Here is a 15,489-nt window from a genome sequence, read left to right as displayed (position 1 = left end):
ATCCTCAGCCATAGAAGTTGGATATTGGTGAGTGAGAGTATGAGACGGGTCGGTAAGAGACCCCCGGTCGAAGTGAAAGCGAGTTCGTCAGCTCATGCTGACAGTTACGTATCCCTCGAACTCGAGGATGATTTGTTGTGCTCGATCACCGAAGATGGCCTTCTTCGTCGGTGATCGGCGGACTCCCGTGAGGAACACGTGATCGCAATCAGTCTGACGTGCGATATCGACGATGGACGTCGCCTGGTCGCGTGTGTCGGCGACAACTGTTCGCAGTTCGTAGTCGACGGCGTCACCAAGGACATCGTGTGCGAGATCGTCGACATCGCCGAACAACCCTTCGAGAACGGCATTCTCGTCGTAACTCGTGTGTTCGGCGCGGCCGATTTCGTCCAAGGTTCGCTCAACCTCGGTATACTCGTCTGAGGTCGCGAGTGCGACAACGACGAGGTCAATCTCTGCTCCGAGAGCGAATGTTTTGGCTCGCTGCAGGACATCTCGGTCACGGTCCGTGTCTTCGATGGCGACGAGTGCACGTGGCATAGGTGTAGTCTGGTGGCTCATGGTTCAGCTGGTCAGTTTGACTTCCTCGAACGGATCCCAGTCGAAGTAGATGAAGACGGACGAGCCGACGAGCATCACCCCAAGCATCCCAAAGCTCAACAACGCGACGACGAAGGTTGCCGTTCCTGGTTCGACATAGGGAACGGAGAGGCCGAGGAATGCAAGCAGGACGATGCTCAAAGCAAAGAACACCCGCCAGACTGCAGTCATTGGACTCTCCTCCCCGTGGGTTGGTCGACATGGTTAGTCATCGGCTTCTCCTGTCGTCACGGCGTCACTGTCATGGACGCCCTCCAGTAGTTGGCTCTCCCAATACTCATGGTTCGGATCGGTTCGGTGACAGGCTGCACAGTGTGCCCCGGGCGTCGACTCATCGTCACCCAGCTCCGGGGCAGCAGTCGTACAGACTTCCCGAGCCTCGGGGCACCGGGTGTGGAACCGACAACCCGAGGGAGGGTTGACCGGATCGGGAATATCGATCGACCGGACCGGTGGATCCACCATCTCCTGACTGCTCGGATCAAGGTCGGCAGTTGCCCATCGTAACACCTTCGAGTAGGGATGTTTCGGATCGCCGAGCACCTCTTCGGGCGGCCCGATTTCGACAAGCTCACCCAGATACATGATTCCGATACGACCATTGGCCTTCTCGGCAAGGTAGCGGGCGTTCGATAACGTGTGAGAAATAAACACGAACGACGTATTGAACTGCTCTTGAAGTTCCAAGAGCAAGTCCATCGTCTCGACACGAAGTGACACGTCGAGTGCGCTCACTGCTTCGTCGGCGAGGATGACGTCTGGGTTCATCAGGAGTGCCCGTACGAGGGCAACACGCTGTTGTTCACCACCACTCAACTGGTGGGGGAATCGATGCGCGTAGTCCTCGGGCGGCTCCATTCCGACGCGCTTGAGCAGCGCGAAGATACGTGCACGGCGATCCTCGGTCGACATCTCGGGTTTCCACCGCTCGATGGGTGCTTCCAGTGACGTCAACACCTTCCGGTTGGGATTGAGCGCTGCACCGGGGTCTTGATGGATAATCTGGAGCGCCTTTCGGATGTCGCCATAGGGGATATCGACGTCTCCCACCCCGTCTTTTGCGTCCCAGACGTCCTGTCCGCGATACGTGACGTTCCCTTCTGTCGGCCGCTGGACGCCGATGATGGTTTTACCCAGGGTCGTCTTCCCACAGCCCGATTCCCCAACAAGCGCGAGCACGTCGTTCTCCTCGATGTCGATGGAAATGTCGTCGACGGCCTGTACCCGGTCGGGATCGTTGAACAGCGAGTCGACGAGCCCCTGCTCTTTCTCAAAGTGAACGGAAACCTCGTCAAGTGACATCACGATGTCGTCGTCAGTGTATCGGTCGCTCACGATTGCACCACATCCTGTTCGAAGGGGACCGCTTCCTCTGCATCTTCGTGGTGGAAACATGCTGTCCGATGCTCGTCGCCGACGTTCTCCCACGGTGGGGCCTCTCGATGACACTTGCTCGTCGCAAGTGGACACCGCGGTGCGTAATGGCAGCCCTCCGGCGTGTGTGCTGGGTTCGGTGCCGACCCCTCGATCGGTTTCATCGTTTCGATCGGAGCATCGAGGTTCGGCACTGCCTTCAGCAGCGCCCGAGTGTACGGGTGTTGTGAATGCCGAACGATCTGCTCACTCGGGCCGACCTCCGCGAGTTCGAAGGCATAGAGGATGGCCAATCGGTCGGCCAGTCCAGCAACGAGCGGGAGGTCGTGAGTGATGAACAGAATCGAGAGTTCGTACTTCTCTTTGATATCGTCAAGGAGACTCAGAATCGAACGCTGCATCAGCAGGTCTAGAGCAGCGGTCGGCTCGTCCATCAAGAGGACGTTCGGCTCCAGAATGAGCGAGAGCGCGATAAGTGCCCGCTGACTCATGCCGCCCGATAGTTCGTGTGAGTACGAATCCAGTATCCGTTCGGGGTCAAGATAGAGGTCGGCGAGCAACTGATGTGCTCGTTCCATCCCTTCATCGACGTCGTAGTCGTGGGCCTTCAGTGTCTCTTCGAAATGCCCACGAATCGTCATCGTGGGGTTAAACGACGAAAGCGCCCCCTGGAACACCATCGAGATCTCCTCCCAGCGGAGTTCTTTCAGCTCTCGGTCTGAAAGGTCGAGGACGTCCACTGGGTCCGCACCGGATTCCGGATAGTATCGGACGTCACCAGTGGTGATCCCCGGTTCTTCGACGGCATCCATCATGGCGTTGGCCAGCATCGACTTTCCCGACCCGGACTCGCCGACGACGCCGAGAATCTCTCCCCGTTGGAGGTCGATACTGACGTTGTCGAGGACCATCGCGTCACGGTGCTCCAAATCGTAGGTGACGCTCACGTTGCGGACCTCGACGATCGGGTCTGCGGTGCTGTGTCTTGTGCGTTGTTTGCTTCGTTGCATTTCAGATTCCTCCAGTGTCTGTTGTGGTCGAACTGCTCTCGTCGTCACTCGCGATCGACTTCGCGTGACGGGCACGCACCCGTGGGTTGAAGATACGGTCTGCACCCTGTGCGAGGAGGGTCAATCCAAGCGCGAGAACGATAATCGTCAACATCGGCATCAACAGCCAATGGAACGCGGCGGGCGAGGACGTCGCCCCGGCACGGTTCACAGCCGCGTTCATCATCACCCCCCAGTTGATGCCGTTGTACGGCAACACACCGAGGAAGTAGAGACCGACGGAGCCGAAGATAACCGCCCGCGCCTGCTGGACGAAGTTCATCGTGATGTACGGCATCAGATTCGGGATGATGTCCCCGCCGATGATCGTCGGGGTTTTCATACCCATGATCCGGGAGGCTTCAACGTATTCGGCATCGCGGAGCGTGAGCACTTGCGACCGAACCGCCCGGGCCAACCCAGCCCACGCGTTGATGGTGATGAGAATCCCGATAGTGACTGGACTTCCCCGGATATCGAGCGCTGCTGCCAAGACGATCGTCAGCGGCAGTCCGGGGATAGTCATCATGATGTCCGTGAGGGTCATCAAGCCGCTATCGAGATGGCCACCTTTGTAGCCCGCAAGGGTACCGATCGCCGTTCCGAGTCCAACCGTAAACACGGCACCGGAGGCGATCATGGTGAGCATCGACGGCGTCGCATAGACGAGCTGCGAGAGAATATTTGTCCCTGATGCCGTCGTCCCGAGCGGATACTCGAGGGTCCGGAAGGCGCCGACCAGAAGCGGCCCTTGGTTGGGTCGTGGCGCTGTGACGAGCATCGGTCCCATCGTCCCCACAAACAGGTAGAAAAGGACGACGAGCACACCTGTCCGGGCGCGCCAGTCGTCCCAGACGATGCGGGCTGGCGCGAGGATTTTCTCGTCGAACCACTGGCGACGACGCTCCCTGTCAGTCATCGACACTTCGGCCATCTGTTGGAACTCCGAGGTAGGTGTCCCACCATCAGCAGCGACGCGACCGTTTCGGGCGTGACCAGTGATAGCCGAGCGTGGACGTCCGACGTCGGGTTCTGAGTCGTCGTGGGCGACGGACTCATCGAGATCGGTGTCAATGTCGACCTCTCCGCGTGTATCGTGGCTGTCGCGGTCAGTAGGACTCACGCGACGCACCTCCTTTGGCTCGGGGGTCGAGCCACCCGTACGTCAGGTCAGCAATTGTGATCCCGATCACCATCGCGACTGTGATGAGAATGAACCCACCCATCATCAGCGGGTAGTCACGGGCGTTGATCGCCTGAATCAGATAGAAGCCGACGCCTGGATAGGCGAAGATGTTCTCGATGATGACTGCCCCGCCGAAGACGGTGCCGATAGCAATCATCAACCCGGTGTACATCGGCAGAATGGCGTTGCGGGCAACGTATCGGATAGCGATACGGCGCGTCGGTAGTCCACGGAGGCGGGCGACGCGGAGGTAATCCTCACCGAGTACACGAATACTGTTGCCACGCATACTCAGCGCCCACCCGCCGAAGCCGACGACAGCCATCGAGAGGATGGGCAACGTGCCGTGATAGAGCACGCTCGTCAGGAACGGGAGGTTGAGCCCTGGCGTGAGTTCAGAGGCGTATCGACCGCCCGTCGGGAACAAGTCGAAGCGGTAACCGAGGAAGGCCACGGACAGCAACGCGACGACGTATCCAGGCGTCGAGTTGAGGACCAACCCGACACCGGTGCTGGCGACGTCGAAACTCGACCCTTCCTTGTAAGCCATGAATGCTCCCAGCGACACCCCCACGGTGAACGCGAGAAACAGTGCCGATGCGGTCAGGAAGACCGTCCACGGTATCGCCGGGCCAATCACACTCGTGACTGCCCGGTCGTACCAGATGGACTGGCCAAAGTCGCCCTGAAGCATCGCAGCCATATACTCGAGGTACTGGATGTATACCGGCTCGTCTACTGCAATGTTGGTCTGTGCGGCGATCCGAGCGTTGATTTCGGCCATCGACATGTCGCTCCCGCCTTGTTGAATCGCTTGAGCTCGCAAGTAGTCGAGTGGGCCACCTGGAAGCAACCGAATGAGACCAAAGCTGGCCGATATCACTACGAAGACGGTGAGCACCGATTGACCAACCCGTTTCAAGATGTAGCTCATGAGTGTCCTCCGTTACTGGCTCGTGGCTAACTCTGAGACAATCTCCGCAGGCGTCACCGTCTTGCTGTCGCGAACCTTCTCGTGGAGGACCGGTGTCTCGAACTCACTCGAGAGGTTCCATGCGTTTTTCGCGTCCCAGCTGTCGAAGATCCACTTGAAGTGGAAATACGGATAGGCCTGGTCGTACGACGCCCATCCCTGCAGACCGACGACAAAGTCACCGTTGCTGTAGTCCTTCCCCCAGTAGGTCGAGGTATCTTTCATTATGGCTTCCGCCTCGATACCGAACTGCTGGAGCTGTGAGACGACCGTTTGTGCGCCAGAGACCCAGTCAGAGAACCCAGCGGGACCCTTGATGGGAATGCTCAGTGCCTTTCCGTTCTTTTTCCACGTGCCACCCTGCTTTTGGTAGCCGGCTTCCTCCAACAGTGCGGCAGCCTTGTCGGTTTGCGACTTGTTCGTACCGTACGTCTCGAACTTGTCTGCGACGCCCTCTAGCCAGTGTCCCTCGATTTGACCGTTGAACTCGCCGGTCAGGCCGCTCGGATACGTGACTGCAATCTTCGAGTTGGTGCCAGCACCGGAGTTCTTCGCCACCGACTCGCGGTTGATCACGTGTGCAATCGCCTTGCGGACACGTGGGTCATCGACTGGTTCTTTCTCGAAGTTGAAAACGAGGCCGAGCCCCCAGTGACGCGGGATGAGACTGACCTGCACCGAGTCAGGGAGCTGGTTAAGCTTGTTCGAGGGCATGAACAGCGTCGCCGACCCGTCGGTCTGCTCGTTGATGAGCGCATTCCAGCGCTTCTGATTCGACGGCATGTAGAGGTACTCCGCTTCCGGGAAGTCGATCTGACCGGCATCCGGATGTTCCTCGTACTTTGTGAGCAGGGTCCGCTGGGTATCTGCATTCTCGAACTGGAACGGGCCGCACCCGACCGGTTCGGGGACAGTCTCGCTCGTCAGGTCACCGAGCACTTTCGAGCGAGCGTCGTCCGATTCTGCGTCGTCGAACCGCTGTACGTACTCCCCGTAGGTGCTCTCGTGAGCGACGAGGTATTTCGGCTGGAGATACGCGAGAAGAACCTCCTCGTTCGCCGCCATCGTGAGCGACAGTTCGACGGTGGAGTCGTCGACGGTCGTTACACGCTCTGAAACCTTCCCCTTGTCCTCGGGGGCGACGAACTGGCCGAGGCTCCCGCCGTTGTAGATGTCGAGTTTGATCTGGTTCGCGACATCCGTGGCAGTGACCTGATCACCGTTGTGCCAGGTCTGGTCTTCACGAACCGAGAGGGTCATGGTCTCCCCGTCGAGCGAGTAGTCGGCGATGAGGTACGGCTCGTACTTCTGCTTTGCAAGATTGTACCGCATGAACCGATCGAACAGCATCCGCCGAGGTTCGGCGAAGTTCTTGCCGTTCCACGGGTTGTACTGCGAATCCTGCGGCACTGCCCACTGTGCCAGTGTCAGTTTCGAGTCGTTGGCGCCGTCGGACTGACTCCACGCGCCGGTGCGGGGGAGCCACTCGGTCGGCCAGTAGAGCTGCATGTTCGGACTGTCCTTCGAGGGAACAGACCAGTCGTCAGTCGTCTGGAACGACTGGGCGAGTTTCTCCTGAAGCGGGAGGACTGGAAGAGTCTGGTTCGTGACATACGCGAGTTCCTGAATCTTCCGCTTGGTCTCACTATCGACCGGGGCTGGTGTCGCGGTGTCGCTAGCAGCGTTCTCAGCGTTTCCATCCGACGAAGAACCCGTCGTTTCAACCGCTTGCTGGCCACCACAGCCCGCGAACCCGGCTGTAACACCGGTTGCTCCGAGCGCTTGTACGAATCGCCGCCGCGAGAGCGGCGATCGGTTGCCGCTCCCATTGTCATTGTCCATCATGGTCGTCTACGATTGTTACACACACCCGAATAAAATTTCGGGTAGAAGCTGTTCTTCGCGATTTTGTATCTGTATAAGTCGATGGTCAATGACCGTAGCAAGTAGCAGCGAGTGAGAGAGGATCGAATCTAACCAATGACTCCGAAAGACGCTATCAAAACGAGAGCAGGGATCGACCGCACGTGGTGGAAGGAAGCAGTCGTCTACCAGATATATCCGAAAAGCTTCAACGACACTGACGGCGACGGCATCGGAGATCTCCGTGGCATCGAGCGGCGGGTGGATTACCTAGACGATCTTGGTGTGGACGCCGTCTGGCTCTGTCCCGTTTACGAGTCGCCGCAGGCCGACAATGGCTACGATATCAGCGACTACCGCTCAATTAACGACGCCTATGGTGACATGGATGACTGGCGACGGCTCCTGAGTACACTCCACGAACGAGACATTCGTCTTATCATGGATCTGGTCGTCAACCATACATCCGACGAACACGAGTGGTTCCAGCGGTCGCGCCAGGGCGACAGTGAGTTCAAGGACTACTACATCTGGCGCGATGGCACCAACAACGGAGGCGACCCACCGAACAATTGGGAGTCCGTGTTCGGCGGTTCTGCGTGGACATACGACGAAGTGCGCGGCCAGTGGTATCTCCATCTGTTCGACGAGAAACAACCAGACCTGAACTGGCGCAACCCAGACGTTCGTGAATCAGTCTACGAGATGATGAACTGGTGGTTGGAGAAGGGGATCGATGGCTTCCGGATGGACGTCATCAACCTCATCTCGAAAACGAACGGACTCCCCGATGGTGACGAAGATGGGGGACTGACTGGTGCAGAGCATTTCTTCAACGGCCCGAACATCCACGACTATCTCCGTGAGATGCGCGATGAAGTGCTCTCGGACGAGTCACTTTTGACTGTCGGCGAGACACCTGGTGCCGGCGTTGACGACGCACGGACGTATGTCGGCCCTGACGGCGATGGTCTTTCGATGGTGTTCCAGTTTGAGCACGTTTCTTTCGACCATGACGAACACAAGTGGGACGCCGGTGACTGGTCACTCGTCGAGTTCAAGCAGATCATCGCGAAGTGGCAGAACGGCCTCGCAGACGAGGGGTGGAACAGTCTCTATCTCAACAACCACGACCAGCCGCGGATGGTCTCTCGCTTCGGCGACGACAGCACCTATCGCGAAGAAAGCGCGAAGCTCCTTGGAACACTCACCCATACACTTCAGGGAACGCCGTTCGTCTACCAAGGTGAGGAACTCGGGATGACGAACGCTTCGTTCGCCTCCCCAGACGAACTTCGGGACGTCGAGGCGGTGAACTTCGTAGAAGAGGCACTCGAGCAGGGCGATGCAGCTTCCTACGACGATGTTCGTGATGCAGTGGAGTACGTCGGTCGGGATAACGCTCGCACCCCGATGCAGTGGTCGGATGCGCCTGACGCTGGCTTTACCGACGGCGAGCCGTGGATCGATTGCAACTCGAACTACGAAACAGTCAACGTTGAACACGCCCGCGCTGACGAAAACTCCGTCTGGCACTACTATCAGGATCTCATCGAACTCCGCCACGACCGTGACGTCTTGGTGTATGGAGCGTTCGATCTCCTCGTCCCTAACCACCCTGCTATCTTTGCCTACACGCGAACGCTTGGCGACGAACGTGGCCTCGTCGTCCTCAACTTCGGAACGGACCCGGTCGAGTTCGTCGTGCCCGACAGCATCACTCTTGACGAACTCGAGCTCGCTCTCGCGAATACCGACGTACCGACAGCGCCACGCCCGGCGTTTGAACTCGGTCCGTACGAAGCTCACGTCTATCTCACCCCGTAGTGTCGCCACAAAATCACAGTTATGACTCACGACGATTCCCAAACAACGACTCAGAGACGAAGTATCGACACCGACAAACGGTGGTGGAAGGAAGCCGTCGTCTATCAGCTCTATCCGCGAAGCTTCAACGACAGCAACGGCGATGGGGTTGGCGATATCCCGGGTATCACAGAGAAGGTCGATTATCTCGACGAACTAGGTGTCGACGTCGTTTGGCTCTGTCCAGTATATGACTCACCGAACGCCGACAACGGCTACGACATCCGTGACTATCGCTCGATCATGGACGAGTTCGGGACGATGGCCGACTGGGAGGAGTTAGTAGATGAGCTACATGCGCGGGACATGCGACTCATCATGGACCTCGTCATCAACCATACCTCAATGGAACACGAGTGGTTCCAGAGATCACGACAGCGTGAGGGCAAGTACGAGGACTACTATTACTGGCGCGACGGGTCGCCAGATACTCCCCCAAACAACTGGCAATCCATATTCGGTGGGCCGGCGTGGTCCTACGACGAGGTACGTGAACAGTGGTATCTCCACATATTCGATGAGAACCAACCAGATCTCAACTGGCGAAACTCGGATGTTCGAGAGGATATCAAGGAGATGATCACGTGGTGGCTCGAGAGAGGCATAGACGGCTTCCGAATGGATGCAATCAACTTCCTTTCGAAACCTGAGGGGCTGCCTGACGGTGACCCAAACGAACCGCTCGTGGGACACGAGCAGTACGCTCACGGCCCTCACATCCACGAATATCTCCAAGAAGCCTACGACGAGACCCTTGCGAACTACGACGTCATGACCGTCGGCGAGATGGGTGGGACGAGCATTGAACAGGCCGCAGAGTATCTGGTTGAGGGTGGAAGCGGGCTGGACATGATCTTCCAGTTCAATCACTTAGCCGTCGACGATGGTCCGAACGGGCCGTGGGACCCCGAGGGGTGGGGAGAGTGGGACCTTACAGAATTCAAAGAAATCGTAACCCGTGCCCAAAACGAGCTCGCATCCGAGTTCTGGGACGCGTTGTTCCTCGGTAATCACGATATCCCCCGAATTGTCACTCGGTTTGGCGACGACGAGGAATATCATGAGGAGAGTGCAAAACTCATCGCTACGTTTCTGTTGACGCTGTGTGGCACCCCGTATATCTACCAGGGTGAGGAGATCGGCATGACGAACGATGAGTTTGAGAGCCTCGACGAACTCGACGATGTGATGACTATCGGGAAGGTGGAAGAACTCATCGAAGCGGGGAAGATCGATTCCTTCGAGGAGGTACGTGGCCTCGTTAACTATCAGAGTCGTGATCACGCACGAACGCCGATGCAGTGGTCGGGTAACCCCAGTGCTGGCTTCACCGACGGCGTGCCGTGGTTCAGAGCCAACGAGAGCTATCACGACATCAACGTCGAAGCGGCGCTTGCCGACGGAAAGTCCATCTGGCACCACTATCAGTCACTCATCGCGCTCAGACACGAATCGGACACCCTCGTCTACGGTGAGTACGAACTCTTGCTCCCCAACCACGAGCACCTCTATGCCTATCGCCGGACACTTGGTGACGATACGGTTCTCGTCGTCCTCAACTGGTCAACCGAAGTTACTCTCTTCAACTGTCCGTCAATGGCAATCACGGATTCGGACGTTATCGTAAGCAACTACGACAACAGTCCGGCTAACCCCACTGGTCACGAGTTCCGTCCGTTCGAGGCAGTCGTCTACCAACTCTAAGCATAACCAGTCGAACACCTTTTAGACACAGTTGGTGCCGTCGAGTCTCAGCGGATACGATCGTGCACCGAACATTCAGACCAGACTAGGACGTCGCCAGACTCACGGCCAATCAGCAACACGCCTGCAACACCCTGGGAGTATCGAAGAAAGTCCCGGCAGGCAACACGATCGACTCGAGTGCGATTCGGAACATCCTGCGCCCGAAGGACGGCGAAAGCCCCCACACGAGCGCGGCCATTCGGGAGCGGTTGTCCCCCCCCTGCAGCGGTAACTCATCGAGCATCCACCGGAGGAGAATCTCTATCGTCCCCAGCAACGCAAGTGTTCTATCACTAAACAAACCCATGTCCGCTCCGAGCGACGATGCGTAACTCGTAGTCGTCTCACTGGGAAGACACAGGATAGACAGCCGTCGATGGGCTCATCGTCGCTCTCACGTTCCCCTCATTGGATACGACCCGAAGCGAATATCTAGACCACGGGAGCGTCTCTCCGAGCGGGCATTTCCGAGCTGTCCACGACTAGTTGTGCTGGTTATCTCCGTCTCAGATCGCGTATTCGACTCCCTAACTAGCTTAGAGACGGGTGAACCGCCGTCATCGATGATCGACATGTTTCAGGGTTAGAAGTCACCGTCGGCGTGCGGCGAACGGTCGAAAGCATCTGAAACAGAATGAAACCATACGAGACAGAGATATCTCCTTATTCGGTCTCCCTGTGTCCGACAGAGTGCTATGGCAACCAAACCATCCGCCCTTGACGGAGTCACAGAAGCATGCACGGACTGCGCACGTGAGACGCTCCACAAGGTCCGGGTGGAGCTCCGGATAGAGAGTTCAAAACCGGAGAACGCGGAGTATTCCCGCGAGCCGTATCGTGTGGCGACCTGCATGGAATGTCAAACCGAGACGACGCTGCGGATGAACAACGCCTAAGACAAACACCGCCGCGCAAAGTACTCTTTTAGCTACGGCCGCTCGCCATCGATATGTCCCATAACGTCTTCGTGTTCACCGTGTAGCCGACGACCGCGAAGTCGTGCCCCGACTAGCTTTCGGGGTTACACTAACCTGTGGCGTCGTTGGGACGACAGCAACAACACTGCGATCCGCCACACGGGCAGGTTCTCTTTTTGAATCACCGGAAGGGACACGCTCTACCGAGCTCATCACAGGCATATGAGGTCGGACGAACGTCGGTGTAACGCTTCGCTCGGTGCGTGGCACACTCCCTGTGGGCCCGCATCGCCACGAACACGGGCCCACGTCACAGTCAATCGGTCCTCGAGCACACAAAATTTTACATCAGTATAGGTTGACGCGGTTATCGGACCAGTAGAGATGACAGAGATAACACTTGACATCGCCAAACAGCTCGTGGACACTGCCGAAGAGAAAGCTGAGGAGATCGACGTCCCGATGTGTATTGCAGTGATGGACGGAGGGGCAAATCTCGTCGCATTCCAGCGGATGGATGATGCACTGCTCGCGAGCATCGACATTGCCCAGAACAAGGCCTACAGTTCGGTGTCGCTAAAGCTCGACACGGAGACGATTTGGGAGGTCTCACAGCCTGGCGAATCACTGTACGGACTTGGCAACACAAACGACGGTCGAATCGTCACGTTCGGTGGCGGAATTCCGCTTGAGGTTGACGGACGCGTGGTCGGCGCTGTTGGCGTCTCAGGTGGAAGCGCGGAGGAAGACGTGAGTGTCGCGTCGGCTGCCGTCGAAGCGTTCGAATCGCTGTAGATCTCCCAAGACGGAGTCATCGTATTGCGGTGCATCGATATTGGGGGCTTCATACAGTGTCTCAACAATCACGTCAGCCGAGACACGACCTGCTCGTGAGGCGGCTTTCCTCAACCCTGTCGACTCCATCGCAACAAACAGCGTTCGAACCGATCGAACAGCTGATCGAGACAGACGAAACATCCACGCACGATGCAGCGATCGGCCGCGTCAATGCCGGCGACGTCGAGTATCCGGAGGCGGAGTCCCTCCTCGAACAACTGCTGTTGAAGGGGGTGTCTCTACGAGGCCGAGGCGAGTCTCCGGATTACGAAGTGACGACGTCCAGAACGGCCACGTGTCGCGAGCGTACAGCGCGAACGAGCGCAACTCCGCCGATGAGTTTCTCAGAGCGGTGAGCGGAAGCCTTCGTACTCTGTAATGGCACACGTTTTCTCCCTCCTGAAACCTGCGTGCTAAATGTAGAGCGCGTATCTTGTCCGCAACGTTAGCGGATTCATCGGTGAACTACAGTTGAACAACGAACAGGCTCTCACACCCTCCTGTACGTCGAACGACGCACAGACGGCACTTGCGGTTTCGTCACGACCCGCGCTTTTTCGTCGGTCGTGACACCCCGAACCATCGGCGACCACCAGCCACTCCCCCGGTGGCCGGCCCCTCATCTTGACCCCACGCGGTGAGAAACTGTCACTCAGCAAGCTGCACAGCCAGCACGGGGACCTCTGCAGTTCGAATTACCTTTTCAGCAACGCGACGAACTCGTCGACGCGTACTGGGCGGTTGTGGCTCCAGCACTGGAAGCTGACGGCCTCGATTTGACACAGGAGGAGCCAACGCGCAGCTGGTTGCGCGAACACGACTTCCGGCCGCTGCTCTACGTCCTTCGAGAGTACCACGACACCACGTTCGGTGACTTCTAGTCCGACGATTTGGGCTCGAACCTGAGGAGCCAGCGAGAAGAGAACCCAGAAATCCGAACTCCGTCGCCGAGGTCGCTCGAATTCGGATGGCGGCACGCGGTGTAGATGTGCTACTCGCGGAGTCAGAGCTTCTGACTACGGGCCTCGACAGGTTCGTATCTGAGTCGCGCTTACAGAGAGTCGAGGAGAAAGCCCACGACTGGAGTCGTGGGAGAAGTCACGAGGGGTCCAATCGCAGTTGGCTCGCTCGTATTGTTCGGACGGACTTGGTGGGTTGTCCCTTTTAGGGTAGTTCGAGTAGTTGTGAGCTACGATCTGTCCAACATATCCAAATAGTCAGAGAGATCCAAACGACAGGGGTCTCCCGTGAATGCGGTGTGTTCGAAGTAAAGAGAAAGACGCCGACTGGAGGAACCTGCACTGCCAGTTCTCGGTGAATGTCTGACGCAGAGTTAAGTCATTCGGCTGTACAAACCAGTTTGTATGACCGAGCAAGCCAAGATCTGTGTGTCGAACCAGAAAGGCGGCGTCGGAAAGACGACGATCGCGATCAACGTCGCAGGAGCGTTGAACGCGCGGGGTCACGACGTTCTGTTCGTCGACCTCGACCCGCAAGGGAACGCGACCGAGAACCTCGGGATGATGGAAGCGTACGACGAGGAGCCACCCAGCCTGTTCGACTGTCTCACGGATCCCGAACAGCGGGCGGCGATCCACGAGATCGTTCGACCCCACGAAGAGATGGACGTCGTTCCGAGCAACATCGACATGACCGCGGCCGAACCAGAACTCACTCTCGCCCGACGAAGTGGCGAACAACTCGATCTCGTGCTCGCCGAACTCGAAGACGACTACGACTACGTCATCGTCGACTGTCCCCCCAACCTCGGGAATCTCATGGACAACGCTCTCTTCGCGACACAGAACGTCCTCATCCCAGCGTTGGCAGAGTCCACGAGCAAGCGGGCGTTCGAGCTCCTGTTCGATCACGTCGACGCACTCGAGTTGGACTACGAGATCGACATCCACGAACGAGGCGTCGTCGTCAACCGCATCGACGTCCGGAAGAACCAGGCCAAGGAGATGGTCGATTGGATCAACAGAGCGTTCGACGACGTTCCCGTCTGGGAGATTCGGGAGCGAGCCGACGTACAGAAGGCGCTCGATGCCGGGGTCTCGCTACTCGAATTCAACCCCGAGAGCGACATGTGTGAAGTGTTTCTAGCTATCGCTGAAGGACTCGACGCGCAGTTCGACACCGTGGAGGTCGAAGCATGAGCGACGACCGATCGAGTCGACTCCGAGAGCGACGGAACAAGACGCGAGATCGAGCGGCGAACACGAGCAACGAGGAGAGCGACGAAGAGTCGTCCAAACCGAACGAAACGTCAGAAGCAGACAAACAGTCCAAATCTGAGGAGAACAACGAACAGTCGGTGAAAGCAGAGCAGGTCGGAACGTACATGTATCTCCCCCAGAGCCAGAAACGAGAGATTGAGCGGACCTACGGACTTCTGAAGGCGGACTACGAGTACGAGTTCGGCGAAGATTTCGAGAAGAACCGCCACTTCTTCCCGCTCCTGATCCAGCACGGTTTGGACGGGTTGGAAGGGTTGGACGCTTCGGAGGTCAGAGAGTTGCTGAACGATCTCTGAGAGTTTTGTCTGATAGGTTACTAAAAATAGCGGTTGGTTCTTTCTCCTTCGCTGGCGGCAACAGGTCGTGGGAGAAGTCACCGTTCGTGGTTAGCGAGCGGGTAAGTTTTCAGTCGAAAAGTCAAATCGAGTATATACTGTACTCTCTAAAAAAAATAAAGAGAGGAGGGAAGCGCCGGGGGTTCAGTCGTCTTTGGTTTTGATGTCGGCGGAGAGCCCCTGAGCCATCTGGATGTCTTTAGAGTTGTTGAGCGTCCAGGCGGTCCGCTCGGTGACAGCCTCGATGATCTCACGGGCCGAGGGGTAGCCGTTGCCGGACTTCTTGACCCCGCCGAACGGCAGGTGGACCTCCGCGCCGATACACGGGAGGTTGCCGTAGGCGAGGCCGACCTCGGCGTTGTCGCGGTAGTAGTTGATCTGGCGGTAGTTCTCCGAGATGATGGCACCGGCGAGTCCGTAGTCGGTGTCGTTCTGGATCGCGACGCCCTCCTCGACGTCACCGGAGTATTTCAGCAGCGCCACGTGCGGGCCGAACACTT

At 57.7% G+C, this 15,489-nt stretch carries 15 protein-coding genes; 7 read left to right on the top strand and 8 right to left on the bottom strand.

Features of this window, described 5'->3' with window-relative positions; translation table 11 throughout:
* Positions 1-87: 87 nt before the first annotated feature.
* Genes BSG17_RS17970 through BSG17_RS17940 form a run of 7 tightly spaced genes read right to left on the bottom strand, consistent with a single transcriptional unit; the run spans position 88 to position 7,030 of the window.
* Complete coding sequence (locus BSG17_RS17970; protein WP_089826582.1) at positions 88-543, bottom strand: universal stress protein; 456 nt, start codon at positions 541-543, stop codon at positions 88-90.
* A 24-nt stretch (positions 544-567) separates the two neighbouring features.
* The gene (locus BSG17_RS17965) at positions 568-774 is read right to left on the bottom strand and encodes a hypothetical protein (protein ID WP_089826580.1); all 207 of its coding nucleotides are present in this window, start codon (positions 772-774) and stop codon (positions 568-570) included.
* 33 nt (positions 775-807) lie between these two features.
* Positions 808-1,905 carry an ABC transporter ATP-binding protein gene (locus tag BSG17_RS17960; RefSeq protein ID WP_089826747.1) on the bottom strand — a complete coding sequence of 366 codons (1,098 nt, stop codon included), beginning with the start codon at positions 1,903-1,905 and terminating at the stop codon, positions 808-810.
* 29 nt (positions 1,906-1,934) lie between these two features.
* Positions 1,935-2,987, bottom strand: a complete 1,053-nt coding sequence (locus BSG17_RS17955; protein WP_089826578.1) for an ABC transporter ATP-binding protein — start codon at positions 2,985-2,987, stop codon at positions 1,935-1,937.
* Position 2,988: 1 nt separating this feature from the next.
* The gene (locus tag BSG17_RS17950; protein WP_089826746.1) at positions 2,989-4,149 is read right to left on the bottom strand and encodes an ABC transporter permease; all 1,161 of its coding nucleotides are present in this window, start codon (positions 4,147-4,149) and stop codon (positions 2,989-2,991) included.
* Positions 4,136-5,146 (bottom strand): ABC transporter permease, encoded by a 1,011-nt coding sequence (locus tag BSG17_RS17945; protein ID WP_089826576.1) that lies wholly within the window; start codon positions 5,144-5,146, stop codon positions 4,136-4,138. The genes BSG17_RS17950 and BSG17_RS17945 overlap by 14 nt, the downstream gene beginning before the upstream one ends.
* 12 nt (positions 5,147-5,158) lie before the next feature.
* Positions 5,159-7,030: an ABC transporter substrate-binding protein gene (locus BSG17_RS17940; protein ID WP_089826574.1), complete on the bottom strand. Its 1,872-nt coding sequence runs from the start codon at positions 7,028-7,030 to the stop codon at positions 5,159-5,161.
* Between the two features lie 135 nt (positions 7,031-7,165).
* Here BSG17_RS17940 and BSG17_RS17935 point away from each other — a divergent pair, with 135 nt between their 5' ends.
* From BSG17_RS17935 to BSG17_RS17900, 7 genes are all read left to right on the top strand, one after another.
* Positions 7,166-8,875: a glycoside hydrolase family 13 protein gene (locus tag BSG17_RS17935; protein ID WP_089826572.1), complete on the top strand. Its 1,710-nt coding sequence runs from the start codon at positions 7,166-7,168 to the stop codon at positions 8,873-8,875.
* Positions 8,876-8,896: 21 nt separating this feature from the next.
* Positions 8,897-10,618 carry a glycoside hydrolase family 13 protein gene (locus tag BSG17_RS17930; protein WP_089826571.1) on the top strand — a complete coding sequence of 574 codons (1,722 nt, stop codon included), beginning with the start codon at positions 8,897-8,899 and terminating at the stop codon, positions 10,616-10,618.
* Between the two features lie 737 nt (positions 10,619-11,355).
* Entirely contained in the window at positions 11,356-11,556 is a 201-nt protein-coding gene (locus tag BSG17_RS28650; protein WP_089826567.1) for a DUF7835 family putative zinc beta-ribbon protein, read from the top strand.
* Between the two features lie 405 nt (positions 11,557-11,961).
* Positions 11,962-12,372, top strand: coding sequence for a GlcG/HbpS family heme-binding protein (locus tag BSG17_RS17915; RefSeq protein WP_089826566.1), 411 nt, complete (start codon positions 11,962-11,964; stop codon positions 12,370-12,372).
* A 785-nt stretch (positions 12,373-13,157) separates the two neighbouring features.
* On the top strand, positions 13,158-13,295 hold the full coding sequence (locus BSG17_RS27160; protein WP_170864858.1) for a hypothetical protein: 138 nt from the start codon (positions 13,158-13,160) through the stop codon (positions 13,293-13,295).
* Between the two features lie 483 nt (positions 13,296-13,778).
* Positions 13,779-14,573: a ParA family protein gene (locus BSG17_RS17905; RefSeq protein WP_089826564.1), complete on the top strand. Its 795-nt coding sequence runs from the start codon at positions 13,779-13,781 to the stop codon at positions 14,571-14,573.
* Complete coding sequence (locus tag BSG17_RS17900; protein WP_089826562.1) at positions 14,570-14,950, top strand: DUF8160 family protein; 381 nt, start codon at positions 14,570-14,572, stop codon at positions 14,948-14,950. The genes BSG17_RS17905 and BSG17_RS17900 overlap by 4 nt, the downstream gene beginning before the upstream one ends.
* Before the next feature lie 183 nt (positions 14,951-15,133).
* Here BSG17_RS17900 and BSG17_RS17895 read toward each other — a convergent pair.
* Positions 15,134-15,489: aldehyde dehydrogenase family protein (locus BSG17_RS17895; RefSeq protein ID WP_139246685.1), on the bottom strand; the 356-nt coding region annotated here is incomplete at its 5' end.

It is taken from the genome of Halogranum amylolyticum (assembly GCF_900110465.1).
Classification (GTDB): domain Archaea; phylum Halobacteriota; class Halobacteria; order Halobacteriales; family Haloferacaceae; genus Halogranum; species Halogranum amylolyticum.
The sequence above is the reverse complement of the archived record's forward strand: the minus strand, read 5'-3'. Positions and strand labels throughout refer to the sequence as shown.